Annotated in this window: 3 protein-coding genes; all 3 read right to left on the bottom strand. The window is 68.9% G+C overall.

What is annotated here, in order from left to right:
* Positions 1–79: 79 nt before the first annotated feature.
* The 3 genes from L3i22_RS17615 to L3i22_RS17605 are packed head-to-tail and all read right to left on the bottom strand — an operon-like array spanning position 80 to position 2021.
* Complete coding sequence (locus L3i22_RS17615; protein WP_221328051.1) at positions 80–301, bottom strand: MbtH family protein; 222 nt, start codon at positions 299–301, stop codon at positions 80–82.
* On the bottom strand, positions 298–1791 hold the full coding sequence (locus L3i22_RS17610; RefSeq protein ID WP_255658339.1) for an FAD-dependent oxidoreductase: 1494 nt from the start codon (positions 1789–1791) through the stop codon (positions 298–300). The genes L3i22_RS17615 and L3i22_RS17610 overlap by 4 nt, the downstream gene beginning before the upstream one ends.
* Complete coding sequence (locus tag L3i22_RS17605; RefSeq protein WP_221328050.1) at positions 1788–2021, bottom strand: phosphopantetheine-binding protein; 234 nt, start codon at positions 2019–2021, stop codon at positions 1788–1790. The genes L3i22_RS17610 and L3i22_RS17605 overlap by 4 nt, the downstream gene beginning before the upstream one ends.
* Positions 2022–2067: the final 46 nt, after the last annotated feature.

Raw genomic sequence — 2067 nt, 5'->3', positions numbered from 1 at the left:
TGGCGTACTCCGTACTTGTGCAGGGTGGTGACCGCCGCGCCCGGCAAGGCGCGGCGGTCCACGGGTGGAGCGGCGGCGATCAGCCGGCTGCGGCGTCCATCTGGGCGACGAGCGACGCGGGCCGCATGTCGGTCCAGTTCTTCTCGACGTAATCGAAGCAGGCGGCCCGGCTGTCCTCGCCGAACGCGACCGTCCAGCCGGCCGGCACGTCGGCGAACGCCGGCCAGAGCGAGTGCTGGCGCTCGTCGTTGACCAGCACCAGGTACCGGCCGTCCTCGTCCTCGAACGGGTTGGTCGTCACGCGGTCTCCCTCCAGGCCAGGCCGTCGGCGGACGGGACCAGGCCGTCGGCCAGCAGCGGCAGCTCCCGCGCGGCTTCCCCGAGCACGCCGCGCACCTGCACGTTGTTCATCTCGGTCATCACTTCCTGGACCACCGGCGTACCGAAGAGGTGGTGCATCTTGTCGCCGGTCTCGGTCTCCATGCTTCCGGTGCGCTCGACCGCGTCGGCGAGCGCGCCGGACGACTCCCGGAAGTCGCCGACCAGCTGGTCGGCGTTGGTGAAGGCCTGCTCACCGGAGTGCACGCCGCCGACCAGGCTGACGAACGCCTCCAGGTCGGTGGCGTTGAAGTTGGTGACCTTGCGGGCCTTCCAGAAGTACGACTCCTCGTTGCTCTGCATGTCGTAGAACGCCGAGAGGAACTCGTAGAAGACCCGGTACTCGCGGCGGTAGCGGCCCTCGAACTCGCCGAACGCGCGCTCCTCGGTGACGTCGCCGGCCAGCACGCTGTTGATCGACCGGGCGGCGAGCAGACCGGCGTAGGTGGCCAGGTGCACGCCGGTGGAGAAGACCGGGTCGATGAAGCAGGCCGCGTCGCCGACCAGCACCATGCCGGGCCGGTGGAACGTCGAGTTGGTGTACGAGTAGTCCTTGCGGGTGCGGATCTCGCCGTAGGTGCCCTCGGTGACCCGGGTCGCCTCGGACAGGAAGCCCTTGACGATCTCGCAGCGGTCGACGAAGCCGAGCAGCGCCTGCTCCTGGTCGCCCTGCAGCTTGGCCGCGTGCTCCCGGCTGATCACCGCGCCGACGCTGGTCAGCGTGTCGGAGAGCGGGATGTACCACATCCAGCCCTCGTCGAAGGCGGCGCAGAGGATGTTGCCGCTGTCCGGCGCGGGCAGCCGCTTGCCGCCCTCGAAGTAGCCGAACAGCGCGATGTTCTGGAAGAAGTCGGAGTAGAGCCGCTCGCCGCCGACGTTCTGGTGGACCCGGCTGCGGTTGCCGGAGGCGTCCACCACGAACGTCGCGCGGATCTCGTGCTCGACGCCGTCCGGGCCGGTGTAGCGCACCCCGCGGACCCGCTCGTCGTCGCTGACGACCTCGGTGACCGGGCTGTTCTCCCGTACGTCGACGCCGTTCTTCGCCGCGTTGCGCAGCAGGATGTCGTCGAACTTCATCCGCTCGACCTGGTAGGCGTACGAGGTCGGGCCGGACAGCTCGGGGGCCACCGCGAACAGGAAGTTCCACGGCACCGGGTTGGTGCCCCAGCGGAAGCTGCCGCCCCGCTTGACCATGAAGGACGCCTTCTCCAGCTCCTCGGTCACGCCCAGGATCCGGCCGATGCCGTGCACCGTGGACGGCAGCAGCGACTCGCCGATCTGGTAGCGGGGGAAGGTCTCCTTCTCCAGCAGCACGACCCGGTGCCCGCGCTTGGCGAGCAGCGTGGCGGTGGTGGACCCACCCGGGCCGCCGCCGATGACGACGACGTCGGCGCTTTCGATGATCGGGCTCAACGCTTCCCCTCCAGCAGGTTCCACCACGCGGTGACCGTCGGCTCCTTGGCCAGGTCGAGGTATCCGGCCTGGTATCCGGCTTCCCGCCAGCGGGTGGCGAGGCTCATCAACCGGATCGAGTCGAGACCGAGATCGATCAGGTTCTCGTCGTCGGCGAAACTGCCCGGCTCCTCGGCCAGCACCTCGGCGACGTCGCTGCGCAGACGTTCGAGGCTCAGGGGTGCGGTCATCTGCGGGGGTCCTTCGGTAGTGGTCCGATTAGTTAGTTAGGTAAGG

Source organism: Actinoplanes sp. L3-i22, assembly GCF_019704555.1.
In the GTDB taxonomy this organism is placed as follows: domain Bacteria; phylum Actinomycetota; class Actinomycetes; order Mycobacteriales; family Micromonosporaceae; genus Actinoplanes.
This window is presented reverse-complemented; position numbering and strand designations above follow the sequence as displayed.

Coding starts and splice junctions, on each gene's coding strand:
- L3i22_RS17605 (WP_221328050.1), bottom strand. CDS start 2,021: ATGACCGCACCCCTGAGCCTCGAACGTCTGCGCAGCGACGTCGCCGAG.